Annotated in this window: 28 protein-coding genes; 10 read left to right on the forward strand and 18 right to left on the reverse strand. The window is 70.3% G+C overall.

All coding sequences use genetic code 11. The features are described 5' to 3' along the window. Nucleotides 1-8: 8 nt before the first annotated feature. The 5 genes from trpA to ACU6XJ_RS01375 form a co-directional block, all read right to left on the reverse strand. Nucleotides 9-806 (reverse strand): tryptophan synthase subunit alpha, encoded by a 798-nt coding sequence (gene trpA / locus ACU6XJ_RS01355; RefSeq protein ID WP_476305975.1) that lies wholly within the window; start codon nt 804-806, stop codon nt 9-11. Beyond that, entirely contained in the window at nt 803-2,110 is a 1,308-nt protein-coding gene (gene trpB / locus ACU6XJ_RS01360) for a tryptophan synthase subunit beta (protein ID WP_476305978.1), read from the reverse strand. The genes trpA and trpB overlap by 4 nt, the downstream gene beginning before the upstream one ends. Nucleotides 2,111-2,126: 16 nt before the next feature. Beyond that, nucleotides 2,127-2,936 (reverse strand): indole-3-glycerol phosphate synthase TrpC, encoded by an 810-nt coding sequence (trpC, locus tag ACU6XJ_RS01365; protein ID WP_476313751.1) that lies wholly within the window; start codon nt 2,934-2,936, stop codon nt 2,127-2,129. A gap of 142 nt (nt 2,937-3,078) precedes the next feature. Next, nucleotides 3,079-3,666 carry a Trp biosynthesis-associated membrane protein gene (locus tag ACU6XJ_RS01370; RefSeq protein ID WP_476305980.1) on the reverse strand — a complete coding sequence of 196 codons (588 nt, stop codon included), beginning with the start codon at nt 3,664-3,666 and terminating at the stop codon, nt 3,079-3,081. Further along, nucleotides 3,663-5,198, reverse strand: a complete 1,536-nt coding sequence (locus tag ACU6XJ_RS01375) for an anthranilate synthase component I (protein ID WP_476305982.1) — start codon at nt 5,196-5,198, stop codon at nt 3,663-3,665. The genes ACU6XJ_RS01370 and ACU6XJ_RS01375 overlap by 4 nt, the downstream gene beginning before the upstream one ends. Before the next feature lie 82 nt (nt 5,199-5,280). Here ACU6XJ_RS01375 and ACU6XJ_RS01380 point away from each other — a divergent pair, with 82 nt between their 5' ends. The 6 genes from ACU6XJ_RS01380 (at nt 5,281) to ACU6XJ_RS01405 (ending at nt 9,177) form a co-directional block, all read left to right on the forward strand. Next, nucleotides 5,281-5,988 (forward strand): ABC transporter ATP-binding protein, encoded by a 708-nt coding sequence (locus tag ACU6XJ_RS01380; RefSeq protein ID WP_476305985.1) that lies wholly within the window; start codon nt 5,281-5,283, stop codon nt 5,986-5,988. After that, on the forward strand, nt 5,985-6,173 hold the full coding sequence (locus tag ACU6XJ_RS01385; RefSeq protein ID WP_476305987.1) for a hypothetical protein: 189 nt from the start codon (nt 5,985-5,987) through the stop codon (nt 6,171-6,173). Before ACU6XJ_RS01380 ends, ACU6XJ_RS01385 begins: the two co-directional genes overlap by 4 nt. A 2-nt stretch (nt 6,174-6,175) precedes the next feature. Beyond that, nucleotides 6,176-6,721, forward strand: coding sequence for an ABC transporter permease (locus ACU6XJ_RS01390; RefSeq protein WP_476313753.1), 546 nt, complete (start codon nt 6,176-6,178; stop codon nt 6,719-6,721). Next, a complete protein-coding gene (locus ACU6XJ_RS01395; RefSeq protein WP_476305989.1) occupies nt 6,718-7,314 on the forward strand; it encodes a TetR/AcrR family transcriptional regulator in 597 nt (198 codons plus the stop codon). Before ACU6XJ_RS01390 ends, ACU6XJ_RS01395 begins: the two co-directional genes overlap by 4 nt. A gap of 238 nt (nt 7,315-7,552) precedes the next feature. Next, entirely contained in the window at nt 7,553-8,173 is a 621-nt protein-coding gene (locus ACU6XJ_RS01400; protein ID WP_476305992.1) for a hypothetical protein, read from the forward strand. 23 nt (nt 8,174-8,196) lie between these two features. Beyond that, nucleotides 8,197-9,177: a class F sortase gene (locus ACU6XJ_RS01405; protein WP_476305994.1), complete on the forward strand. Its 981-nt coding sequence runs from the start codon at nt 8,197-8,199 to the stop codon at nt 9,175-9,177. Nucleotides 9,178-9,696: 519 nt separating this feature from the next. Here ACU6XJ_RS01405 and hisI read toward each other — a convergent pair. Together hisI and hisF are read right to left on the reverse strand one after the other, a co-directional pair. After that, a complete protein-coding gene (gene hisI / locus ACU6XJ_RS01410) occupies nt 9,697-10,047 on the reverse strand; it encodes a phosphoribosyl-AMP cyclohydrolase (RefSeq protein WP_476305997.1) in 351 nt (116 codons plus the stop codon). Further along, entirely contained in the window at nt 10,044-10,817 is a 774-nt protein-coding gene (hisF, locus tag ACU6XJ_RS01415) for an imidazole glycerol phosphate synthase subunit HisF (protein ID WP_476306000.1), read from the reverse strand. Before hisF ends, hisI begins: the two co-directional genes overlap by 4 nt. 24 nt (nt 10,818-10,841) lie before the next feature. On the opposite strand from hisF, the gene ACU6XJ_RS01420 reads away from it, so the two are divergent. Beyond that, on the forward strand, nt 10,842-11,216 hold the full coding sequence (locus ACU6XJ_RS01420) for a PPOX class F420-dependent oxidoreductase (RefSeq protein ID WP_476306003.1): 375 nt from the start codon (nt 10,842-10,844) through the stop codon (nt 11,214-11,216). A 3-nt stretch (nt 11,217-11,219) separates the two neighbouring features. On the opposite strand, the gene ACU6XJ_RS01425 is transcribed toward ACU6XJ_RS01420, so the two are convergent. The 7 genes from ACU6XJ_RS01425 to ACU6XJ_RS01455 all read right to left on the reverse strand — a co-directional run bounded on the left by ACU6XJ_RS01425 (nt 11,220) and on the right by ACU6XJ_RS01455 (nt 15,961). Continuing rightward, nucleotides 11,220-11,501 (reverse strand): hypothetical protein, encoded by a 282-nt coding sequence (locus ACU6XJ_RS01425; protein WP_476306007.1) that lies wholly within the window; start codon nt 11,499-11,501, stop codon nt 11,220-11,222. A 105-nt stretch (nt 11,502-11,606) separates the two neighbouring features. Further along, on the reverse strand, nt 11,607-12,335 hold the full coding sequence (gene priA / locus ACU6XJ_RS01430) for a bifunctional 1-(5-phosphoribosyl)-5-((5-phosphoribosylamino)methylideneamino)imidazole-4-carboxamide isomerase/phosphoribosylanthranilate isomerase PriA (protein ID WP_476306009.1): 729 nt from the start codon (nt 12,333-12,335) through the stop codon (nt 11,607-11,609). 71 nt (nt 12,336-12,406) lie between these two features. Continuing rightward, a complete protein-coding gene (locus ACU6XJ_RS01435; RefSeq protein ID WP_476306012.1) occupies nt 12,407-13,294 on the reverse strand; it encodes a PLL family lectin in 888 nt (295 codons plus the stop codon). A 140-nt stretch (nt 13,295-13,434) separates the two neighbouring features. Beyond that, on the reverse strand, nt 13,435-13,680 hold the full coding sequence (locus tag ACU6XJ_RS01440; RefSeq protein WP_476306014.1) for a hypothetical protein: 246 nt from the start codon (nt 13,678-13,680) through the stop codon (nt 13,435-13,437). After that, complete coding sequence (gene hisH, locus ACU6XJ_RS01445) at nt 13,677-14,312, reverse strand: imidazole glycerol phosphate synthase subunit HisH (protein WP_476306016.1); 636 nt, start codon at nt 14,310-14,312, stop codon at nt 13,677-13,679. The genes ACU6XJ_RS01440 and hisH overlap by 4 nt, the downstream gene beginning before the upstream one ends. A 43-nt stretch (nt 14,313-14,355) precedes the next feature. Further along, entirely contained in the window at nt 14,356-15,264 is a 909-nt protein-coding gene (locus ACU6XJ_RS01450) for a transketolase family protein (RefSeq protein WP_476306018.1), read from the reverse strand. 1 nt (nt 15,265) lies between these two features. Then, nucleotides 15,266-15,961: a transketolase gene (locus ACU6XJ_RS01455; RefSeq protein ID WP_476306020.1), complete on the reverse strand. Its 696-nt coding sequence runs from the start codon at nt 15,959-15,961 to the stop codon at nt 15,266-15,268. Nucleotides 15,962-16,015: 54 nt separating this feature from the next. Between ACU6XJ_RS01455 and soxR the strand changes: the two genes are divergently transcribed. Beyond that, nucleotides 16,016-16,480, forward strand: a complete 465-nt coding sequence (gene soxR, locus ACU6XJ_RS01460; RefSeq protein WP_476306022.1) for a redox-sensitive transcriptional activator SoxR — start codon at nt 16,016-16,018, stop codon at nt 16,478-16,480. A gap of 39 nt (nt 16,481-16,519) precedes the next feature. Next, complete coding sequence (locus ACU6XJ_RS01465; protein ID WP_476306025.1) at nt 16,520-17,065, forward strand: RNA 2'-phosphotransferase; 546 nt, start codon at nt 16,520-16,522, stop codon at nt 17,063-17,065. Here the strand turns inward: ACU6XJ_RS01465 and ACU6XJ_RS01470 are convergent. The 4 genes from ACU6XJ_RS01470 to hisD are packed head-to-tail and all read right to left on the reverse strand — an operon-like array spanning nt 17,062 to nt 20,251. Then, entirely contained in the window at nt 17,062-17,229 is a 168-nt protein-coding gene (locus tag ACU6XJ_RS01470) for a hypothetical protein (protein WP_476306026.1), read from the reverse strand. The two genes, ACU6XJ_RS01465 and ACU6XJ_RS01470, sit on opposite strands and share 4 nt — an antisense overlap. A gap of 9 nt (nt 17,230-17,238) precedes the next feature. Beyond that, nucleotides 17,239-17,838, reverse strand: a complete 600-nt coding sequence (gene hisB, locus ACU6XJ_RS01475) for an imidazoleglycerol-phosphate dehydratase HisB (RefSeq protein ID WP_476306028.1) — start codon at nt 17,836-17,838, stop codon at nt 17,239-17,241. Then, nucleotides 17,835-18,932 carry a histidinol-phosphate transaminase gene (locus ACU6XJ_RS01480; RefSeq protein ID WP_476306030.1) on the reverse strand — a complete coding sequence of 366 codons (1,098 nt, stop codon included), beginning with the start codon at nt 18,930-18,932 and terminating at the stop codon, nt 17,835-17,837. The genes hisB and ACU6XJ_RS01480 overlap by 4 nt, the downstream gene beginning before the upstream one ends. Next, nucleotides 18,929-20,251, reverse strand: coding sequence for a histidinol dehydrogenase (hisD, locus tag ACU6XJ_RS01485; RefSeq protein WP_476306032.1), 1,323 nt, complete (start codon nt 20,249-20,251; stop codon nt 18,929-18,931). Before hisD ends, ACU6XJ_RS01480 begins: the two co-directional genes overlap by 4 nt. A gap of 176 nt (nt 20,252-20,427) precedes the next feature. Between hisD and ACU6XJ_RS01490 the strand changes: the two genes are divergently transcribed. Continuing rightward, on the forward strand, nt 20,428-21,648 hold the full coding sequence (locus tag ACU6XJ_RS01490) for a M14 family metallopeptidase (RefSeq protein ID WP_476306034.1): 1,221 nt from the start codon (nt 20,428-20,430) through the stop codon (nt 21,646-21,648). The last annotated feature ends 33 nt before the right edge of the window (nt 21,649-21,681 follow it).

Raw genomic sequence — 21,681 nt, forward strand, 5'->3', positions numbered from 1 at the left:
GCAGTGGGCTAGGGCTTGGCGCGCACGCCCGCCGCCAGTTCGGCGGCCAAGGCTCGGACCGCGGATTCGCCGTCCTGGGCGGCGGTGACGAAGGCCGAGCCGACGATCACGCCGTCGGCGAAGCCCGCGACTTCGGCGGCCTGCTCACCGTTGCGGACACCCAGGCCCACGCCGATGGGGAGCCCGGTGTGGACGCGGGCCCGGCGCACCAGTTCGGGCGCCGCCGTGCTGACCGCGCTGCGGGCACCGGTCACGCCCATGACCGAGGCGGCGTAGAGGAAACCCCTGGTCGCGGCGGCGGTGCGGACGATGCGCTCCTCGGTGGAGGCGGGCGCGATGAGGAAGATCGGGTCCAGCCGGTGCTCGCCCGCGGCGGCCAGCCAGTCGTCGGCCTCGTCCGGGATGAGGTCCGGGGTGATCAGCCCGAGCCCGCCCGCGGCGGCGAGGTCGCGGGCGAAGGCGTCAACGCCGTAGCGGTGCACGGGGTTCCAGTAGGTCATCACCACGGCCCGGCCGCCCGCCTCGGCGACCGCCTCGACCGTGCTGAACAGGTCGCGAAGGCGGAACCCGGCGCGCAGGGCGGTGGTGCTCGCGGCCTGGATGGTCACGCCGTCCAGCACCGGGTCGGAGAACGGCAGGCCGACCTCGACCAGGTCGCAGCCGCCGTCGACCATGGCGCCGAGCAGCGACTTGGCGGTCGGCACATCGGGGAACCCGGCGGGCAGGTAGCCGATCAACGCGGCGCGGTTCTCCGCGCGTGCGGTTTGGAACACCGGGTCGAGCCTGGACTCCACGGTGGTGATCATGCCTGCACTCCGTTCTCCGGAACGTCCGCGGCTGCGGCGTCCCCTGCCGCATCCGCGTCCTCGGTGCCGGGCATCAGGCCGAACCAGCGGGCGGCGGTGTCCACGTCCTTGTCGCCGCGGCCCGACAGGTTGACCAGGACGACCGCGTCCGGGCCTAGTTCGCGGCCCAGCTTCAACGTGCCCGCCAGCGCGTGGGCGGACTCGATGGCCGGGATGATGCCCTCGGTCCGGCACAGCAGCTTGAAGGCGTCCATGGCCTCGGCGTCGGTGACCGAGCGGTATTCGGCTCGGCCGGTGTCCTTGAGGTAGGCGTGCTCGGGGCCGACGCCCGGGTAGTCCAGGCCCGCGGAGATCGAGTACGCCTCGATGATCTGGCCGTCGTCGTCCTGCAGCACATAGGAACGGGCGCCGTGCAGCACACCGGGCGTGCCCTCGGACAGGGTCGCGCCGTGCTCGCCGCTGTCGATGCCGTGGCCGCCGGGCTCGAAGCCGAACAGCTTGACCTCGGCGTCGTCGAGGAAGCCGTGGAAGATGCCGATGGCATTGGAGCCGCCGCCGACGCAGGCCGCGACCGCGGTGGGCAGGCGACCGCAGCGCTGGAGCACCTGCGCGCGCGCCTCCTTGCCGATGATCTTGTGGAAGTTGCGCACCATCATCGGGAACGGGTGCGCGCCCGCGGCGGTGCCAAGCAGGTAGTGGGTGTTCTCGACGTTGGTCACCCAGTCGCGGAAGGCCTCGTTGATGGCGTCCTTGAGCGTCCGAGAGCCCGCGCTGACCGGGATGACCTCGGCGCCGAGCAGCCGCATGCGGGCCACGTTCAGGGCCTGGCGCTGGGTGTCGACCTCGCCCATGTAGATCACGCAGTCCAGGCCGAGCAGCGCGCAGGCGGTGGCGGTGGCCACGCCGTGCTGGCCCGCGCCGGTCTCGGCGATGACCCGGGTCTTGCCCATCCGCTTGGTGAGCAGCGCCTGGCCCAACACATTGTTGATCTTGTGGGAGCCGGTGTGGTTGAGGTCCTCGCGCTTGAGCAGGACGCGCGCTCCCCCGGCGTGCTCGGAGAACCGCGGCGCGTCGGTCAGCGGGGACGGGCGACCCGCGTAATCCCGCAGCAGGCGGTTGAGCTCGGCGATGAACTCCGGGTCCAGCCGTGCCTTGTCGTACTCCGCGGCCAACTCGTCCTGCGCGGCGATGAGCGCCTCGGGCATGAACCGCCCGCCGTAGGGGCCGAAGTGGCCACCGGCGTCGGGATCGTGGCCGCCCGGTTCGTGGTCGGCGCGCAGCGCGTCCTGCTCAGTGGTGGTCACGGTGTCCCTTCGAATCTCAACGCGCGGGCCGCGGGCAGGCCGGATGCGATCCCGCCGTGACCAGCTCGCGCACAGCGGTGCGCGGGTTTCCGCTGGTCACCAGGCCCTCGCCCACGAGTACGGCGTCCGCGCCGTAGCCCGCGTAGGCAAGCAGGTCGGAGGTGCCCCGAACACCCGACTCGGCGACCCGCAGGATCGCGGGTGGCAGTCCCGGCGCGATCTTGCCGAAGGTGTCCCGGTCGACCTCGAGGTTGTGCAGGTTGCGGGCGTTGATGCCGATAACGGCGGCACCCGCCTCCAGCGCGCGGTCGGCCTCCTCGGCGTTGTGCACCTCGACCAGCGCGGTCATACCCAGCGACTCCACCCGGTCCAGCAGGCCGACGAGCGTGTTCTGCTCCAACGCCGCGACGATGAGCAGCACCATGTCGGCGCCGTGCGCGCGGGCCTCGTGCACCTGGTACGGGCTGATGATGAAGTCCTTGCGCAGCAGCGGGACGTCCACCCGCACGCGGACCGCGTCGAAGTCGGCCAGCGAGCCGCCGAAGCGGCGCTGCTCGGTCAGCACGCTGATGATCCGCGCTCCGCCGGAGGCGTATTCGGCGGCCAGCGCGGCGGGGTCGGTGATGGTGGCCAACTCCCCCTTCGAGGGGCTGCGGCGCTTGACCTCTGCGATGACCCCGATGCCGGGGGCGTGCAGGGCGGCACGGGCGTCCCGGGGTTGCGTGGCCTTCGCGGCGAGTTCCTTCATCTGCTCGAAGGGAATCTCGGCCTCGCGCACGGCCAGGTCAGCGCGAACACCGTCAAGGATGGACTCCAGGACGCTCATGCTCACGCCAGGTCCCCTTCCAACTGGGTGGGTAGCGACACGATGCTAACTCCGGCTTCCGACGCTTTTTTGCCCGGGGTAGGCAAATCCGGCCAGCTAGCCAAGGTTGTAACGACTGCATATCCACTGACGATTCGGCGTGTCAGCGGGGCCGTCGAGCATGATCGTCCGTCGGGTCGACGCCCTCGGAAAGGTCCTTCCAGAGTGCCTGATCGGGGTCCTTCGGCGGCGGTGTCGCCCCTGGTGCGCTGTATTTCGCGCCCAATCTCGGCATGCGATGCCCCCGCCAGGCCAGCGCCACGCCCACGGTCGCCAGCAGCAGCCCGGCCAGCGCCGCGAGCGCGGGCCCCGCCCAGTGCCGGACGGGATCGCCCGCGGGCACCGCGTCCGGGGGCAGGGTGTTCGCCAGGAACGAAAAGTCCGCGCCCGACAGCCAGCCGAAAGCGGCCCACAGCAGGCCTGCCGCCCCGGCGACGATGAGCAGGCCGACGATGCGGCGCACCCATCCCCCGGTGGCCAGCACCGCCAGCACGGCGGCCAACGCGGCCAGCGCCAGCGGCGCCAGTTCGGAGCGCAGGGTTCCGCCGTCCACGTCGACGGTGACCCGGCCTCGCAGTGCGCTGTCGTAGGCCGCGGTCAGCCACGGTAGCCGGGACGCGCCATAAGCCGCGCCCGCGCCCGCGACCAGGCCGAGCACCGACAACCAGAGCGCACGTTTCGCACTGATCACTCGGTGGCCAGCCTCAGCGTGTCGGCGGTGGCCACCGCGCTCAGCACCGCCTTGGCCTTGTTGAAGCACTCGGTGTCCTCCGAACGGGGGTCGGAGTCGGCCACGATGCCCGCGCCCGCCTGGACGTAGGCCACGCCGTCGCGGAGCAGGGCCGTGCGGATGGCGATGGCGGTGTCGGCGTCGCCCGCGAAGTCCAGGTAGCCGACGACGCCCGCGTAGAGACCGCGCCGGGTGGGCTCCAGTTCCTCGATGAGCTCCATCGCACGGGGCTTGGGTGCCCCGGAGAGGGTGCCCGCGGGAAAGCAGGCTGTGACGGCGTCGAAGGCGGTTTTGCCCTCGGCCAGTTCGCCGCTGACCGTGGACACGATGTGCATGACGTGGCTGTAGCGCTCCACGCGGAAGAAGTCCACGACGTGCACCGAGCCGGGGCGGCAGACTCGGCCGAGGTCGTTGCGGGCCAGGTCGACCAGCATCAGGTGCTCGGCGCGTTCCTTGTCGTCGGCGAGCAGGTCCTTGGCCAGCAGCGCGTCCTCGTCGTCGTCCGCGCCGCGCCAGCGGGTGCCCGCGATGGGATGCGTGGTGGCTTTGCCGTCCCGCACGGTGACCAGCGCCTCCGGACTGGAGCCGACGATGTCGAAGTCGGCCAGCCGCAGCAGGTACATGTACGGGCTGGGGTTGGTGGTGCGCAGCACCCGGTAGATGTCCAGCGCGTCGGCCTCGGTGTGCACCTCGAAACGCTGCGAGATCACGATCTGGAACGCCTCGCCCGCGCGGATGGCCTCCTTCGCGGTCTCCACCGCGGCGCAGAATTCCTCGCTGGTGCGGCGGCGGATCACCTGCGGCTCGGGGCGGGTGAACACCGAGGCGCTGGGGGCGGCGGGCCTGCACAGGTCGGCGCTCATCCGCTCCAGGCGGGCGACGGCCGAGTCGTAGGCGGCGTCCACTCGCTCCGGGGAGTCGTCCCAGTTCACGGCGTTGGCGATGAGGGTGATCATGCCTTCGTGGTGGTCCAGCGCGGCGAGGTCGGTGGCCAGCTGCATGACCAGCTCGGGCAGCTGGAGGTCGTCGACACACAGCTCGGGGATGCGCTCCAGCCTGCGCACGGCGTCGTAGCCGATGTAGCCGACCATGCCGCCGGTCAGCGGCGGCAGGCCGGGCAGCGGATCGGTGTGCAACTCGCGGATGGTCTCGCGCAGCACCTCGAGCGGGTCGCCGCCGGTGGGCAGGCCCGCGGGCGGCTCGCCGGTCCAGTGCGCCTGCCCGTCGACGACGGTGAGCGCGCAGGGGCTGTTCACGCCGACGAAGGACCAGCGGGACCAGGTGCGGCCGTTCTCGGCGGACTCGAACAGGAAGGTGCCGGGGCGGTCGTCGGCGAGCTTGCGGTACACGCCGAGGGGGGTCTCGCCGTCGGCGAGCAGCCTGCGGACCACCGGGATGACCCTGCGCTGCTCGGCGAGCGCGCGGAACTCCTCGCGGGTGGGGGTGATGGTGCCGATCGCGGGGCTCGCGCGGGTAACGATTGTGCCGACCATGACCCACATTCTGCCTGCCCGGTTGACCGCCGGTCGTCCGGGTTTTAGTTTTTCAGCAAGCGTTGAAAAACGGGAGGTGGCCATGGCCGCGATCGAGGTGGACGGTCTCTCGGTGCGCCGGGGCGGCCGAGAGGTGCTGCACGGGCTGTCCCTCTCGGTGGCGAAAGGCAGCCTGACCGGGCTGTTGGGGCCCAGCGGCAGCGGCAAGACGACCCTGCTGCGGGCCGTCGTGGGCCAGCAGAGCCGCGTGTCCGGGTCGGCGCGGGTACTCGGGCTGCCCGCGGGGCATGCCGACCTGCGGAGACGTGTGGGATACAGCACGCAGGCGGCCTCGGTATACCCGGACCTGACCACGCTGGACAACGTCCGCCACCACGCGGTGCTGCACGGCCGCGGCCGCGCGGCGGCGGACGCCGCGCTGGCCGAGGTTGGCCTGTCGGCGCAGGCCAGGCGGCTTGCCCGCACGCTGTCCGGCGGGGAGCGCAGCCGCGCGTCGCTGGCCTGCGCGCTGGTCGCCGAGCCGGAGTTGCTGCTGTTGGACGAGCCGACGGTCGGCTTGGACCCGGTGCTGCGCCGCGACCTGTGGGCGCTGTTCCGGCGGCTGGCCGCGGAGAACGGCACGACGCTGGTGGTGTCCAGTCACGTGATGGACGAGGCGGGCTACTGCGACCGACTGCTGTTGCTGCGCGACGGCGTGCTGGTCGCCGACGATTCGCCTGCCGGGCTGCTCTCCCGTACCGGCAGCACCGGTCTTGACGAGGCGTTTCTCGCTTTGGTGGAGGCATCATGAGCATCCGGCTCACGTTCGCGACGGCACTGCGGGTGCTGCGTCAGCTTCGTTCCGACCACCGCACCCTGGCGCTGGTGCTGGTGGTGCCCTCGGTGTTGCTGTGGCTGTTCTCCGAGGTGTTCGCCGCGCAGCCGGGGGTTTTCGACCGCGTCGGCCCCGCGTTGCTCGGCGTTTTCCCTTTGTGACGATGTTCCTGGTCACCAGCGTGGCGATGGTGCGCGAACGGACCGCGGGCACGCTGGAGCGGCTGCTCACCACCCCGCTGGGCAAGGCCGACCTGGTGCTGGGCTACGGGCTGGCGTTCGGGCTGCTGGCACTGGTGCAGGCGGGGGTGGCGACCGCGGTGGCGTTGGGACTGCTGGGCATGGCGGAGCCGAGTTCGGTGCAGGTGCTGCTGGTGCTCGCGGCGGCCGACGCCGTACTCGGGGCGGCGCTGGGCCTCGGCGTGTCCGCGCTGGCCAGCACCGAGTTCCAGGCGGTGCAGTTCATGCCCGCCGTGGTGTTGCCGCAGTTCCTGCTGTGCGGGCTGATCACCCCGACCGAAAGCATGGCAGGCTGGCTGGAAGTTCTGAGTAGGTTCATGCCGTTGACCTACGCGGTGGACGGCATGCGGGCTCTGGTTGGGGGGACCACTGTGGACAGTTCGGTGTGGATGGACGTGGGGATCGTGGTCGCGTGTGCGGTGGCCGCGCTGCTGCTCGGCACGGCGACCCTGCGGCGGAGGACGGCGTGAGCCTGACCGGCAGGCGCCGGGGCCGCAGACCCGGCGGGGAGGACACCAAGGAGGCGCTGCTCAAGTCGGCGATGGAGGTGTTCAACGAGCAGGGCTACGACAAGGCCACCGTGCGCGGGATCGCGGCGCGGGCCGGGGTGGACCCGGCCATGGTCAACCACTGGTTCGGCGGCAAGGAGGGCCTGTTCGCCGCGATCATCCAGTTGCCGATCAAGCCCGAGGAGATCACGCACACCATCCTCGACGGGCCGTCCGAGCAGGCGGCGGAACGCATCGTCCGCACGTTCCTGCGGGTGTGGGACGCCGCGGGGGGCGGCGTGTTCACCGCACTGGTCCGCAGCGTTGCCGGGCACGAACTGGCGGCCAAGGCGCTCAAGCAGTACTTCATCAAGATCATCTTTCGCCGCATCATGGTCGAGTTGGGCAGCGACCAGCCGGAACTGCGGGCGACCCTGTGCGCCACCCAGATGATCGGGTTGGGCATGGTGCGTTACGTGCTGGCGTTCGAACCGCTGGCCTCGGCCGACCACGAGACGATCGTCGCCGCCGTGGCTCCGAACCTGCAGCGCTATCTCACCGGCCCGCTTACCTGATCGCGACCCGCTCCGACGCAACCTTTCGCGGGGTTCGCGGCTCCGCGCGGAACGCGTGTGCCGCGGGCGGGGTTGCCTGTGACCTACAACATCAGACCTGGGTCTGACCTGCGTTGACTCTTCCTTTTCCGGACAACCACCCGGCGGTGCGCGACGTCTTTTCGGGTGGAGTCACGAACTGCGCCTCGTCGCGATGGGAGCCGCGACGGGGCGCGCCGGAAGAGATGAAGGGGAACCCATGAACATCCGCAAGCTGGCCGCCGGGGCGCTGCTGGGCAGTGTCGCACTGCTGTCCACCGCACCGCTGGCGATGGCGGCCGAGACCTCCGCGCCGACCTCCACCCAGGCACCCGCGCCGTCCCAGCCGTCCCAGTCGGTCACGCCGAGCCCGAGCGCGAAGCCCACCGAGAAGCCGCGTCCCACCCAGCAGCTCAAGGTGAACCCCGCCTCTGCCAAGCCCGGCCAGAAGGTCGAACTCAGCAGTGTGTGCGGGCACGACGGCATCAACGCCGAGCCGACCTCGCCTGCGCTGTCCGATGTGAAGCGGGTGCCGGAGGTGAAGGATCCCAACGTGAAGTGGACCGCGGCGGTGAAGTCCGACGCCAAGCCCGGCGGCTACACCGTGAGTTTCGACTGCGACGGCCAGAAGATCACCGGCAAGATCACCGTGGTGAAGGCCCCGGCGCCGACCTCCTCGCCCGCTGGCACCCCGAAGGGCGCCCCGGCCACCGGTGGCGGCGGCACCTCCGATGACGGCAGCACCACCGGCCTGATCGCCCTCGGCGGCCTGACCGCCGTCGCGGGCAGTGGCCTCGGCGTCTACGCGATGCGCCGCCGCCGCACGGCCGCCCAGCACTGAGCGGACTGGCGAGGGGAGTCGCCATGCCTTCCGTTCACCCCCAGCAGCCGGGTCGGCGTCCCGCGCCGACCCGGCTCCTGGCCGCCCCGCTGTCCGAGTTCGACCGCCAACAACGCGCCGCCGCCCGCGCCGCCGGCCAGCGACAAGACCCCGCCCGCGCCCCACGCCACGGCCCTGCCCAGGGCGGGTACCCGCAGCAGAACCAGGCCCCGGGCCACGTGGCCTATCCGCAGCCGGGCGCCGGGCTGCACGGCTACGACCTGCGCGGCTACCACACGCCCTCGGGCGGCACCCCGGTGCAGGGCCACGGCCGCGGACGGCCGGGGTACGGCCCGCCCGCCGGTGGGCCGCCGCGCCGACCGCTGCCGCCCCAGCCCGGCCTCCCGCCGCGCCGCCGCAAGCGCGGCAGGCTGATCGGCCTGCTGGCGCTGCTGCTGGTGCTGACCGGCCTGCTGGTGGTCCTGCGCGGCCTCGGCGTCGACACGTTCCTGAGCAGCGGGGTCTCCCCGCTGTTCGGCCCCAACGTGGCCGCCGCCTCCCCGCTGGACAAGTCCACCCCCGTCTCGGTGGAAATCCCCAAGATCGGCGCCAAGTCCTCCCTGATGTCCCTGGGCCTCAACAAGGACCGCACCGTAGAGGTCCCGCCGGTCACCAAACCCATGCAGGCGGGCTGGTACAGCAAGGGCCCAACCCCCGGCGAACGCGGCGCCGCCGTCATCCTCGGCCACGTCGACGGCCGCAACCAACAGGGCATCTTCTACCGCCTCAAAGACCTCGGCCCCGGCGACGAGATCCTGGTCCACCGCAAGGACGGCACCACCGCCCGCTTCACCGTGGAACGCCGCGAACAGGTGTCCAAATCGGACTTCCCCAGCGATGCCGTCTACGGCAAGACCGACCGCCCCGAACTCCGCCTCATCACCTGCGGCGGCACCTTCGACCGCGCCAGCGGCAACTACCAGGACAACATCATCGTCTACGCCGTCCTCTCCGAGCGCACCTGACAACACCCCACCGACAGCACCTGATCCACACCGCCACAGGCCACCCGCACCTGGCCAACACCGCCACAGCCGACCGCGCCCAACAATCGCCGCCGCGGCCAACCACACGGGGTCGCGGCAGGCTGCCCGGCACAACCAGGCTGGAATCGCAGCGTGCCTGTTTGTCTCGCGACCAAGACACCAGGCCGCACAACGGCGAGCCCACCCACACCCGGGCGGTCATCGACGCTGCCGAGGCCCGGTGCGGGTCAGCGACCTCCCGGCCGGACGGTTCTCCCGCTGCGGTCGGCACCCAGACCCAACTCCGGTGGAGCTTGCGGCAAGCGGCTGGCCATCTTCGCGATCAACGGGGAGAGGCCCCGGAGTGCGGGCGCCGATAACCGCAAATATCCCCTCGCCCCATCCCTCCGACCAGCACTAAGCTCGATTCGGGGGCAGCTTTCCGCCGTTGTGGCCCCAGGGCGTCATGATGTCGACGCAGGAGATCATGATGTCGACGCAGGGCGACATCACGCGGTTTCAGGGAGTTTCGGGGGCCAGCAAAACCTCTGCGTCGAAACACGTTCGGGTGCCGGTGTGGCAGGCGGCGCCGATTTGGTCGACGACCAGCAACACCGCGTCGCCATCGCAGTCCAGGCGAACCTCGTGCACATGCTGGGTGTGGCCGCTGGTCTCGCCCTTCACCCAATAGCTCTGCCTGCTGCGGGAGTAGTACGTGGCGCGCCGCGTCTCCAGGGTGCGGCGCAGCGCCTCGTCGTCCATCCAGGCCACCATCAGCACCTCGCCGGTGCCGCGTTGCTGCGCCACGGCGCACACCAAACCGTCGGCGGTCCGCTTCAGCTTGGCGGCGATCGCGGGGTCCAGGCTCATCGCACCGTCACCCCGGCGGACCGCAGCGCCTGCTTCACGTCCCCGATCCGCAACTGTCCGAAGTGGAACACGCTGGCCGCGAGCACCGCATCGGCGCCTGCCTGCACGGCGGGCGGGAAGTGCTCGGTGGCACCCGCTCCCCCGCTGGCGATCACCGGAACGTCCACCACGGCCCGCACCGCGCGGATCATCGCCACGTCGAAGCCCGCCTTGGTGCCGTCGGCGTCCATCGAGTTCAGCAGGATCTCCCCCACGCCAAGCTCCTGCCCCCGCGCGGCCCACTCGACGGCGTCGATCCCGGTGCCCTTGCGCCCACCGTGCGTGGTGACCTCCCACCCCGACGGCGTCGGCTCGCTGTCCGCGGGCACCCGCCGGGCGTCCACCGACAGCACGATGCACTGCGCGCCGAACCGCCGCGAAGCCTCCCGCAGCAGTTCGGGCCGCGCGATGGCGGCGGTGTTGAGGCTCACCTTGTCCGCACCGGTGCGCAGCAGCCGGTTCACGTCGTCCACGCTGCGCACCCCGCCGCCGACGGTGAGCGGGATGAACACCTGCTCCGCGGTGCGCCGCACCACGTCGTAGGTGGTCTCCCGGTCGCCGGAGGACGCGGTGACGTCCAGGAAGGTCAGCTCGTCCGCGCCCTCGGCGTCATAGCGCGCCGCCAGTTCGACCGGGTCTCCTGCATCGACGAGATTGGCGAAGTTGACACCCTTGACCACCCGCCCAGAGTCGACATCGAGGCAGGGGATCACGCGTACGGCAACCGACATAAGCCCAAGCCTATGCTTTGGGCTATGACCGACATGGAGCGCCTGGCCGCTGCCAAGTACGTGTTGCTGACGACGTATCGCAAGGACGGCACAGCGGTTGGCACGCCGCTGTGGGCGGCCAAGGACGGCTCCGCCATCGTGGTGTGGACACCGGCCGAATCGTGGAAGGTCAAGCGCATCCGCCGCAATCCCGCGGTGGAGATCGCGCCCTGCGACTTCCGGGGCAACCCGAGCGGACCCGCAGTGCCGGGTCAGGCCCGCCTGCTGGACCCCGGCGCGACGGAGTACGTCCGCACCTTGATCAAGCAAAAGTACGGCCTGACGGCCCGCCTGCTCATCTGGGGCAGCCGCCTTCGCCGTGGCAACCAGGGCACCATCGGCATCGCCGTCGAGGTGTGACGGTCACTCCGTCTCGGGTGGCGGCGCGGGCCGGTTGCAGCCCTCGTGCATGACCTGCGCGCCGTCCTCCTCGTCGTCACCGCCGCCGATGTCATGCGTGGCGTCGCCGATGATGGTCAGCGCGTTCTCGGAGTAGTCGATCAGCTCATCGGGACAGACCAGGATGTCACCGTTGTCGATCACGTCGCTGATCTCGAGGTTGACCAGCGGCTCGGCCTGCGCGGCCAGCCCGGTACCGAGGGCCAGGGCCAGCGTGGACGCCGCGACAGCCAGGGAACGGATCACAGCATTCTCCCGTCACTTGTGAGACTCGTATGTCCTCAACGAGCCGGCGACGGTCGCGTTACTGTTTCGTTATCTTTGATCTCGGCTCATGCCCGGTGACAGCGGTCAGACCGCCGCGAGGGCCTCGGGGAGGGTGAAGGCGCCCGCGTAGAGGGCCTTGCCGACGATGGTGCCTTCGACGCCGACGCCGGAGAGGGCGGCCAGGGCCTGGAGGTCGGCGATGCTGGACACGCCGCCGGAGGCGATGACGGGCTTGTCGGTCCGGGTGCAGACCTGGCGGAGCAGCTCCAGGTTGGGGCCGCGCAGGGTGCCGTCCTTGCTCACGTCGGTGACCACGTAGCGGGAGGCGCCGTCGGCGTCGAGCCGGGCCAGCACCTGCCAGAGGTCGCCGCCGTCCCGGGTCCAGCCGCGGGCCGCGAGGCGGTGGCCCGCCTCGGTGATGCGCACATCCAAGCCGATCGCGATGCGCTCGCCGTACTCGGAGATGGCCTTGGCGCACCAGGCGGGGTTCTCCAGGGCGGCGGTGCCCAGGTTGACGCGGGTACAGCCGGTGTCCAGCGCCGCCTGCAAGGAAGCGTCGTCGCGGATGCCGCCGGAGAGCTCGACCTTGACGTCCAGCTCACCGACGACCTTGGCCAGCAGCTCGCGGTTGTTGCCCCGGCCGAAGGCGGCGTCCAGGTCGACGAGGTGGATCCACTCGGCACCGTCGGCCTGCCAGGCGAATGCTGCGTCGCGCGGGTCACCGTATGAGGTTTCGGTACCGGCCTCGCCTTGGACCAGGCGCACGGCCTTGCCGTCGGCTACGTCGACGGCCGGGAGCAGTGTGAACGTCACTGCGACACCCTAACTACGCCTGGTCATAGCTTCGGCGAGGGGGCGCGCCTGAGCAGGCGCGCCCCCGGTCGTCAGTACCACCACTTGTGCCAGAGCTGGTTGTCGGTGCCGCGACCGAAGATGTCGATGCGGTTGTTGCCCCAGGAGACGGCGGCGGGTTCGGAGGTCAGGGTGCCGCCCAGGCTCTCCCAGCCCGACCAGTTGGGCGCCCACCACTTGTGCCAGACCGCGTTGTCGGTGCCGCGGGCGAAGACGTCGAGGCGGTTCGATGCCCAGGACGAGACCGCGGGGGCGGAGGTCAGGGTGCCGCCGAGACTCTCCCAGCCCGACCAGCCCGGTGCCCACCACTTGTGCCACAGCGCGTTGTCCGTGCCGCGGGCGAAGACGTCGATGCGGTTGTTGCCCCAGGAGACGGCGGCGGGCGCCGAGGTCAGCGTGCCACCCAGACTCTCCCAGCCGGACCAGCCGTTGGCGTACCACTTGTGCCACAGGGCGTTGTCGGTACCGCGGGCGAACACGTCCAGCCTGCCCGCGGCCCACGAGGCCACCGCGGGCGCGGAGGAGAGCTGACCGCCCAGGCTTTCCCAACCGGACCAGCCGTTGTTCCACCATTTGTGCCAGAGCGCGTTATCGGTGCCGCGGACAAACACATCAATTCTGTTGTTGCCCCAGGAAACAGCGGCGGGCGATGAGGTGAGCTGGCCGCCGAGGCTTTCCCAACCCGACCAACCATTTTGGTACCACTTGTGCCAGAGCGCATTGTCGGTACCGCGGGCGAACACATCGAGTCTGCCGTTGGACCACGAGGAGACGGCCGCCCCTGACGTGAGGGTGCCGCCCAACGGCTCCCATCTCGACCAGGTGTTTATGCCCGTTGAGGTGTCGTTTTTCGCTGCTGCTCCGTTGGCCGCCAGCACCGTTGGGCCGGTCAGCACCAACGCGAGGGCGGAAAAGAGCACACATAATCGACGCACATGACCTCCAGGTTTCGAAAACTCCCGGACGGGAGCCTGGAACATCATGCGACAGCGAATTATGAACGCCCGGCGGATTCATTCGTTGAGCGCACCGCTGATTGCACGCCGGTGAAATGTCGGTTCTATTTGGCGTTACGCCGATAGACTATGTAGCCGACAAGCAGGGCGGCGACGGCACACACCACCCACACCCACCACGGCACCTGGTCGGCGACGCCGAGGACGAGCCCCGCGATCAACGCGCCGATCGCCGCGCCCGCGGTCGCCGCCACCGAACGCCCACCGGGGCGCCGCCCGGTGTCCGCGGGCCTGCGGCTCTTCGCCGCACCGGTGCTGCGCGGCTTGGACGGCTTGCGCGGCGTGCTCATCCGACGACCTCTTTCAACCAGTTCCGCAGTAGGTGCGCGCCCGCGTCGCCGGACTTCTCCGGGTGGAACTGGGTCGCGGCCAACGCCCCGTTCTCCACAGCCGCGACGAAGTCCTGGCCGTGGTTGGCCCAGGTGACCAGGGGCGGCGGGATGGGCGGGCCGGGCTCCAACTCCCATTCGGTGACGCCGTAGGAGTGCACGAAGTAGAAGCGGGTGTCGGCGTCCAAGCCATCGAAAAGCACCGAGCCTTCGGGGGCGCGCACCGTGTTCCAGCCCATGTGCGGCAGCACCGGCGCATCGATGCGCCGCACGGTGCCTGGCCACTCGGCGCAACCCTCGGTTTCGATGCCGTGCTCGACACCGCGGTCGAACAGGATCTGCATGCCGACGCAGATGCCCAGCACTGGCCTGCCGCCCGCCAGCCGCTGGCCGATGATCTTCTGCCCGCGGACTCCGAGCAGGCCTTCCATGCAGGCGGCGAAGGCGCCGACCCCGGGCACCACCAGCGCGTCGGCCTCCAGCGCGGCGTGATGGTCGGCGGTCACCTCGACGGTCGCGCCGACGCGTTGCAGCGCACGCTCGGCGGAGCGGAGGTTTCCGGAACCGTAGTCCAGCACGACGACACGAGGCACCTGACCAGCCTACGGGGCGGCAGGTGCCTCGGGTATCGCAGGCTCAACCCAGGAAGTGGCGGATCGAGGTGGCGATGCCCGCCGCGTCCAGGCCGTGGGCGGCGTCGTGCTCCTGGGCGGTGCCGTAGGCGCGGAGTTCGGCGTCGCGGGCCACGCCCAGCGCGAGCAGGCGGTGCGGCATGCGCTGGAGCGCGTCGGCGACCTCGTGGCTGGAGGTGCCCCGCAGGTACGGCTCCACCAGCACCACGTCGGGGCGGTCGGCGGCCAGCAGCGCCGCGCGCAGACCGGCGCCGTCGAACGGGCGGACGGTCGGCGTGTACAGCACCGTCACGTCCAGGGTGGACGTCGCGTCCAGCACGCTGTCCAGCACCGGTCCGACCGCCAGCACCACCCCGGCGCGGCCACGTTTGACCTGCTGCCAGCCGCGGCCGAGGTGGGCGCGGGAGTTCTGCGCACTGGACAGCCGGAGGTAGACGCGGTCCTCGCCTGCTGCGGCCTCGCGCAGCAGCAGGTCCACTTCGGACGGGTGGCCGGGCACGTGGATCGTCCAGCCGGGCAGCGTGTCCAGCAGTGCCACGTCGCCGGGCGCCATGTGGGTGCGGCCCGCGGCGGCCGCGTCGTGCGAGGCGCCGATGCTGACCAGCACGGCGCCGACGTCCTGGTGGCCGAAGTCCAGTTTCACCTGCTCGAAGGGCCGTTCGACTAGGAACGGCGCGTAGGTGTGCACGATGGGCCGCAGGCCGGTCAGCGCAACCCCGGAGGCCGCGCCGATCAGCAACTGCTCTCGGATGCCGACGTTGATCACGCGGTCCGGGCGCCTGGCCTTGTCTGCGTCGAACAGCGACTCGGAGATATCGGCCAGCAGCAGCACCGTGCGGGGGTCGGTGTCCAGCAGTTCGCTGGTGGTCCGCGCGAACGTCTGCCGCATGTCCAGGGAAAGAGTGGCGGTCATGTCAGGACTCCTTGGGTTCGACGCGCGCCACGACGGCGAGCGGGCGGCCGGGGTGTTCGGCGGTGAACGCGCGGTACAGCGCGTCGTGGTCGCGGCCGTCGACGGTGACGGCCTGCCAGCCCTCGCGGGCGAATCGGTCGGCGATGCCGGACGGCCAGCCCAGCGAGGCTGAGCTGTTGTCCACCACGACGACGGTGAGCTGTTCCATGCCCAGCCGTCCGGCCACGGCGATGGCCTCGTGGTTGCTGCCCTCGTCGAGTTCGGCGTCGCCGAGCAGAGCCACCACCCTGGCGTGGTGCTGGCGGTGCACGCGCAGCCCGATCACCTCGCCGACGGCGATGGGCAGGCCGTGTCCGAGGGATCCGCTGCCGATCTCGACACCGGGCACCAGCACCCCGTCCGGGTGCCAGCCGAGGCGGGAGCCGAAGGTGGCCCAGTCGTCCAGTTCCGCGGGGTCGATGAAGCCCTTGGCGGCCAGCACCGCGTAGAAGGCCATCGGGCCGTGTCCTTTGGAGAGCAGGAAGCGGTCCCGCGCGGGGTCGTTGACCGTTTCGGGGCTCACGTTGAGCACCCGGTCGTAGAGCACCCACAACACGTCCAATGTGGAAGAAGCCGCGAGGTCGTGCTTCTCGTCCCCGGTCATCCGTGCCATCAACGCCTGCAGGTCGGCGTAGGAGAGATCAGTGGTCGTCGTCATGCCACCACCTTGAAACCTCTAGCTAACTTGAGGTCAAGTACTAGGCTGTGTGACATGACAGCACTGGCCAACTGGCTGACGATCGGCGATGTGGTGGCCCGCAGTGGCGTACCGCACAGCGCCCTGCGGTTCTACGAGGACAAGGGGCTGATCACCCCCGAGCGCACCACCGGCAACCAGCGCCGCTATCCCAGGGCGATCCTGCGGCGGCTGGCGTTCATCCGCAGCGCCCAGCGGGTGGGGCTGTCGCTGGAGGAGATCGCGGCGGCGTTGTCCAAGCTGCCGGAGAGCCGCACCCCGAACAAAGCGGATTGGGCGCGGCTGTCGAACACCTGGGCCAAGGAGTTGGACGCCAGGATCGAGGCGATGCAGCGCCTGCGGCAGAACCTGACCGGCTGCATCGGCTGCGGCTGCCTGTCGCTGAAGTCCTGCCTGCTCTTCAACTCCGACGACCGGATGGCCGAGTTCGGCCCCGGCGCCCCTCGCCTTCGGCCGACCGCGGAGGGCGGCATTCCCTGATCAAAACCGGCTGGACATGTGTGGTGTAGTTGGCCGGAAATGGATGAGAAGAGAATGATCGCCGTGTCGAAGAGGCTGTCACGGCACCTGCGGCACGGGCCACAGCAGATCGGCATCACGCTGGACGAGGCGGGCTGGACCGAGGTCGCGGGGCTGCTCGCGGCGCTGGGGCGGCACGGGTTCCGCGTCAGCAGGGCCGAATTGGACGAGGTCGTCGCCCGCAACGACAAGCAGCGCTTCGCTTTGGACGAGACCGGCACCAGGATCAGGGCGAGCCAGGGCCACAGTGTGCCCGTCGACTTGGCGCTGCACGACGCCGTTCCGCCCGCTGTGCTCTACCACGGCACCGTCGAGCGGTTTCTGGACGCGATCCTGACCGAGGGGCTGCGGCCGATGCGCAGACACGCCGTGCACCTCTCCCCCGATGTGGCCACCGCGACCAGGGTGGGCAGCCGCCGCGGCGCTCCGGTGATCCTCGAGGTCGACGCCGCGGCCATGGCGGAAGCGGGTCACCGGTTCCAGGTCAGCGCCAACGGGGTCTGGCTCACCGAGGCGGTGCCGCCCCGGTATCTCAACCGGGCCTAGGACAGGTACCAGGCGAGCGCGGCGCCGCCCGCCAGCACGGCACCGAGGAGCATCAGCATGGCGAAGGCCTTGGCCTGCTTGTAGGTCACCCACACGCCGCCGATGAGGAAGCCCGCCAGGGCTATCAGGGCCACGATGACGTACTCCGAAGAGATGCCGAACATGGCGCAGTTCTACAGCACGCCCTTGGTCGATGGCACACCGGAGGTGCGCGGGTCCAGTTCCACCGCGGCGCGCAGAGCCCTGGCCACGGCCTTGTACTGGGCCTCGGTGATGTGGTGCGGGTCGCGGCCGTAGAGCACCCGGACGTGCAGGGCGATCCTGGCGTGGAAGGCCAGCGACTCGAACACGTGCTTGTTCAGCACCGTCGGGTAGTTGTTGCCGACGGTGAAACCGACCATGACCTCGGGTTCGCCGGTGTGCACACAGTACGGGCGGCCGGAGATGTCCACCGCGGCGTGCGCGAGGGTCTCGTCCATCGGGATCCAGGCATCGCCGAAGCGGCGGATGCCCGCCGCGTCGCCGAGGGCTTGGCGCAGGGCCTGGCCGAGCACGATCGCGGTGTCCTCCACGGTGTGGTGGGCGTCCACCTCGATGTCGCCGCTGGCGCGGACCGCGAGGTCGAAGGAGGCGTGCTGGCCCAGGGCGTGCAGCATGTGGTCGTAGAACGGCAGTCCCGTCGCGACCTCGACCTTGCCGGAGCCGTCCAGGTCCAGTTCGACCACGATGGACGATTCCTTGGTGGTGCGTTCCACCCGTGCGGTGCGGCTCAACGAATCTCCTCACTCGCCGCCAGGAAGGCGTCGTTCTCCTCGGACAGCCCTATCGTCACCCGAAGGAAGGCATCAACGCCAATGTCGCGGATGAGCACACCGCGGTCCAGGTAGGACTGCCAGGCGGCTTTGCGGTCGTCGAACCGGCCGAAGAGGACGAAGTTCGCGTCGCTGGGCACCACGTCGAAGCCCAGATCGGTGAGTTTGGCCACCACCCGGTGCCGTTCGGCGATGAGGTGGGCGACGGAGTCGAGCGTGGAGTCGGCGTGCCGGATCGCGGCCCGCGCGGCGGCCTGGGTCAGCGCCGACAGGTGGTAGGGCAGCCTGACCAGCAGCAACGCGTCGATCACGGCGGGGGCGGCGGCGAGGTAGCCGAGCCTGCCGCCTGCGAACGCGAACGCTTTGCTCATGGTTCGGGTGACCACCAGCTTCGCCGGGAAGTCCGCGAGCAGCCGCACCGCGCTGGGCTGGGAGGAGAACTCGGCGTAGGCCTCGTCGATGACCACCATGCCGGGTGCGGCCTCGGTCACGGTACCCAGGTCGGCGAGCGGGATGGACTGGCCGGTGGGGTTGTTGGGGCTGGTCACGAACACGATGTCCGGCGAGCGCTCGGCGATCACCGCGACCGCCTTCTCCACGTCCAGCGAGAAGTCCTCGCGGCGCGGCGCGGCCAGCCACTCGGTGCGGGTGCCGGAAGCGATGATCGGGTGCATCGAGTACGACGGCTCGAAGCCGATCGCCAGCCGGTCGGGTCCGCCGAACGCCTGCAGAAGCTGCTGGAGGACCTCGTTGGAGCCGTTGGCCGCCCACAGGTTCGCGGTGGTCAACTCGACACCGGTGCTCGCGGTCAGGTAGGCGGCCAGATCGGCTCGCAGCGCCACCGCGTCCCGGTCCGGGTAGCGGTGCAGGTCGGCCGCTGCCGCCGCCACCGAGGACGCGAGGTCCGCGACAAGCTCGGGAGCGGGCGGGTACGGGTTCTCGTTGGTGTTCAACCGCACCGGCACGTCCAACTGGGGTGCGCCGTAGGGGCTCTTGCCCCGCAGGTCCGCCCTCAGCGGGAGGTCGCTCAGTGCGACGGCGTCGCCGAGGCTCACGTCGTGCCTCCGAAGCGGGCGGTGACGGCCTGGCCGTGGGCGGGCAGGTCCTCGGCGGTGGCCAGCGCGACGACCTTGTCGGCCACCTCGCGCAGCGCCTGCTCGGTGTACTCCACGACGTGGATGCCCCGCAGGAAGGTCTGCACGGACAGACCCGAGCTGTGCCGGGCGCAGCCGCCCGTGGGCAGCACGTGGTTGGAGCCCGCGCAGTAGTCGCCCAGCGAGACGGGGGCGAAGGCGCCGACGAAGATCGCGCCCGCGTTGCGCACCCTGGCGGCGACCTCGCTCGCGTCGCGGGTCTGGATCTCCAGGTGCTCCGCGGCGTAGGCGTCCACGACCTTCACGCCGTCGTCCACAGTGGACACCAGGACGCAGCCGGACTGGGTGCCGGTCAGCGCGGTGCGGATGCGCTCGGAGTGCTTGGTGGCCGCGACCTGGCGCACCAGTTCGGCGTCCACCGCGTCGGCGAGTTCGGTGGAGGTGGTGACCAGGACGCTGGCGGCCAAGGTGTCGTGCTCGGCCTGGCTGATCAGGTCGGCGGCGACGTGCACCGGGTCGGCGGTGTCATCGGCGAGCACCGCGATCTCGGTGGGCCCGGCCTCGGAGTCGATGCCGATCAGGCCGCGGAGCAGCCGTTTCGCGGCGGTGAGGTAGATGTTGCCCGGCCCGGTGACCATGTCCACCGGCGCCAGTTCGGCGCCGTCGGTGTCAGTGCCGCCGTATGCCAGCAGCGCGACGGCCTGGGCGCCGCCGACGGCCCACACCTCGTCGACGTCGAGCAACGCGCACGCGGCGAGCACCGCGGGGTGCGGCAGTCCGCCGAATTCCGCCTGCGGCGGGGAGCAGACGACCAGCGACTCGACGCCCGCGGTTTGGGCGGGCACCACGTTCATCACGACGCTGGAGGGGTAGACCGCGAGGCCACCCGGCGCGTACAGGCCGACGCGGGCCACCGGCACCCAGCGCTCGGTGACGGTGCCGCCGGGCACCACCTGGGTGGTCACATCGGTGCGGCGCTGGTCGGCGTGCACCAGCCTGGCCCTGGCGATGACCTCTTTCAGGGCGTCGGTGACCTGCGGGTCAAGCTCGTCCAGCGCCCGGCGCAGCTCGGCGGCGGGCACCCGGACGGTGGCCGGACGGACCTTGTCGAAGGTCTCGGTGTACGCCAGCACCGCGTCCACGCCGCGGTTCCGCACGTCGTCCACGATCGGCCGCACCCGATGGAGCACCGCGTCCACGTCCACCTCGGCGCGCGGTAGGGTGCCGCGCAGCTGGGCGGGAGAAGGTACGCGACCGCGCAGGTCGGTGCGGGAGAGCATGAACGTCCTCTCGGGTGGTGTCAGCCGTGCACAACCAGGGTACGGCGTGACTACCAGCGGGTTTTAGGTACCGCCTTGATGAGAACTGTGAAAAAGATACGTGCCTTCGGCACTACTGGAATTGGTCAGCTCTGAACCATTCTGGAGGGCAAATCCCTGCAAACCGAGAGGCACCGATGTCACGCTCCCTGCTGATCTCGGCACTCACCGTCGTTTCCCTGGTCATCGTCATACCCACCCCTGCGACGACGGCCGCCCAGCCCGAATCGGGTCCGCCGGTCTACCTGGTCACCGGCGTCACCGAATCGGGTGACCGTGGCCGGGTGGCCCACGCCGCCACCGACGTGCTCGGGCAGAGTCCGTCCGGGATGCGGATCAGGATCGAGGAGAACAAGGCCGAGGAACTGCGCAAGGCGGGTTACCGGCTGGAACGGCAGTCCGGGACATTCGACTTCCCGCCCGCCGATGCCGCCTACCACAACTATGGGGAAATGGTCGCCGAGCTCAACGCCGCGGCGAAGGACCACTCCCCCATCGCCGCCGTCACGTCGGTCGGCAAGTCCTATGAGAACCGCACCATCCCGATCATCAAGATCAGCGACAACGTCGGGACCGACGAGAACGAGCCCGAGGTGCTGTTCACCTGCAACCAGCACGCCCGTGAGCACCTGTCAGGCGAGCAGTGTCTGCGCATCGTCGCCCAGCTCACCGACGGCTACGCCACCAACTCCGCCGTCAAGACGCTGGTGGACTCCCGCGAGATCTACGTGGTGCCGATGGTGAACCCGGACGGCGTCGAGTACGACATCGCCACCGGCCAGTACCGAAGCTGGCGGAAGAACCGGCAGGGCCAGGGCACCGACCCCAACCGCAACTGGTCGTTCAAGTGGAACTGCTGCGGCGGCTCCAGCGGCAGCCCCTCCGCCCAGGACTACCGCGGCACGGCCCCGTTCTCGGCGCCGGAGACCAAGGCCGTCAGCGACTGGGTCAACTCCCGGGTCGTCGGCGGAAAGCAGCAGGTCAAGGCCCACATCGACTTCCACACCTACGGCGAGTTGGTGCTGTGGCCGTACGGCTACACCACCGAGGTCGTGCAGCCGGGCCTGACCGCGGAGGACGCCAGGGTGTTCTCCACGCTCGGGAAGCAGATGGCCCAGACCAACCGGTACGAGCCGATGCAGTCCAGCCAGCTCTACCCCGCCGACGGGGACATCAGCGACTGGATGTGGGGCGTCCACAAGATCTATAGCTACACGTTCGAGATGTACGGCGGGAACAACGGCTTCTACCCGCCGGGCAGCGTGATCGCCCGCGAGACCACCCGCAACGACAAGGCGGTCGAGATGCTGCTGTCGTATGCGGACTGTGTGCCGCGGGTCATCGGGAAAACCTGCTGAGAATGCACTCGGGGCCGGCGGGTCAGTCCCGCC

The sequence above is a fragment of the Actinorectispora metalli genome, from assembly GCF_056323685.1.

What these genes read in the sequence shown, in the direction of transcription:
- trpA (WP_476305975.1), bottom strand. Translation starts at nt 806, where the DNA reads ATGATCACCACCGTGGAGTCCAGGCTCGACCCGGTGTTCCAAACCGCA.
- trpC (WP_476313751.1), bottom strand. Translation starts at nt 2,936, where the DNA reads ATGAGCGTCCTGGAGTCCATCCTTGACGGTGTTCGCGCTGACCTGGCC.
- ACU6XJ_RS01375 (WP_476305982.1), bottom strand. Translation starts at nt 5,198, where the DNA reads ATGGTCGGCACAATCGTTACCCGCGCGAGCCCCGCGATCGGCACCATC.
- ACU6XJ_RS01380 (WP_476305985.1), top strand. Translation starts at nt 5,281, where the DNA reads ATGGCCGCGATCGAGGTGGACGGTCTCTCGGTGCGCCGGGGCGGCCGA.
- ACU6XJ_RS01385 (WP_476305987.1), top strand. Translation starts at nt 5,985, where the DNA reads ATGAGCATCCGGCTCACGTTCGCGACGGCACTGCGGGTGCTGCGTCAG.
- ACU6XJ_RS01390 (WP_476313753.1), top strand. Translation starts at nt 6,176, where the DNA reads ATGTTCCTGGTCACCAGCGTGGCGATGGTGCGCGAACGGACCGCGGGC.
- ACU6XJ_RS01400 (WP_476305992.1), top strand. Translation starts at nt 7,553, where the DNA reads ATGAACATCCGCAAGCTGGCCGCCGGGGCGCTGCTGGGCAGTGTCGCA.
- ACU6XJ_RS01405 (WP_476305994.1), top strand. Translation starts at nt 8,197, where the DNA reads ATGCCTTCCGTTCACCCCCAGCAGCCGGGTCGGCGTCCCGCGCCGACC.
- hisI (WP_476305997.1), bottom strand. Translation starts at nt 10,047, where the DNA reads ATGAGCCTGGACCCCGCGATCGCCGCCAAGCTGAAGCGGACCGCCGAC.
- hisF (WP_476306000.1), bottom strand. Translation starts at nt 10,817, where the DNA reads ATGTCGGTTGCCGTACGCGTGATCCCCTGCCTCGATGTCGACTCTGGG.
- ACU6XJ_RS01420 (WP_476306003.1), top strand. Translation starts at nt 10,842, where the DNA reads ATGACCGACATGGAGCGCCTGGCCGCTGCCAAGTACGTGTTGCTGACG.
- ACU6XJ_RS01440 (WP_476306014.1), bottom strand. Translation starts at nt 13,680, where the DNA reads ATGAGCACGCCGCGCAAGCCGTCCAAGCCGCGCAGCACCGGTGCGGCG.
- ACU6XJ_RS01450 (WP_476306018.1), bottom strand. Translation starts at nt 15,264, where the DNA reads ATGACCGCCACTCTTTCCCTGGACATGCGGCAGACGTTCGCGCGGACC.
- ACU6XJ_RS01455 (WP_476306020.1), bottom strand. Translation starts at nt 15,961, where the DNA reads ATGACGACGACCACTGATCTCTCCTACGCCGACCTGCAGGCGTTGATG.
- soxR (WP_476306022.1), top strand. Translation starts at nt 16,016, where the DNA reads ATGACAGCACTGGCCAACTGGCTGACGATCGGCGATGTGGTGGCCCGC.
- ACU6XJ_RS01465 (WP_476306025.1), top strand. Translation starts at nt 16,520, where the DNA reads ATGGATGAGAAGAGAATGATCGCCGTGTCGAAGAGGCTGTCACGGCAC.
- ACU6XJ_RS01470 (WP_476306026.1), bottom strand. Translation starts at nt 17,229, where the DNA reads ATGTTCGGCATCTCTTCGGAGTACGTCATCGTGGCCCTGATAGCCCTG.
- hisD (WP_476306032.1), bottom strand. Translation starts at nt 20,251, where the DNA reads ATGCTCTCCCGCACCGACCTGCGCGGTCGCGTACCTTCTCCCGCCCAG.
- ACU6XJ_RS01490 (WP_476306034.1), top strand. Translation starts at nt 20,428, where the DNA reads ATGTCACGCTCCCTGCTGATCTCGGCACTCACCGTCGTTTCCCTGGTC.